We start from the raw sequence: 282 nt of genomic DNA, 5'->3' as shown, positions 1-282 counted from the left end.
TACTTGCCCGCAGTGGAATCGGGAATGAACGCCTCGTCGCCGTAGGCGTGATCGGCGCGCTTCTCGAGCTCGGGAATGAACGTGTCGCGATAGTAGTCGCTGAGTTGCGCATCCTGGGCCTCGGTGAGGGCAGGGCGATCCTGCAACTCGTCGAAAGCAGTGTTCATCTCTCGCGAAAGCGTCTGTGCGCTCAAGTTGCGCGACTGCAGGGACGCATCGAGTCGGATCGTCTGGATCGCGGTCTCGATCTCCGTAGCGCGCATCGACCGGATCGTCGTGACC

1 protein-coding gene is annotated in these 282 nt (G+C 61.7%); it reads right to left on the bottom strand.

Annotated elements, in window-relative coordinates:
• A partial coding sequence (locus AMS67_RS04550) for a hypothetical protein (RefSeq protein WP_156316542.1) occupies positions 1-263 on the bottom strand: 263 nt, incomplete at its 3' end.
• Positions 264-282 lie beyond the last annotated feature (19 nt).

The organism is Leucobacter japonicus (assembly GCF_001273855.1).
Taxonomy (GTDB): Bacteria; Actinomycetota; Actinomycetes; order Actinomycetales; family Microbacteriaceae; genus Leucobacter; species Leucobacter japonicus.
The sequence above is the reverse complement of the archived record's forward strand: the minus strand, read 5'-3'. Positions and strand labels throughout refer to the sequence as shown.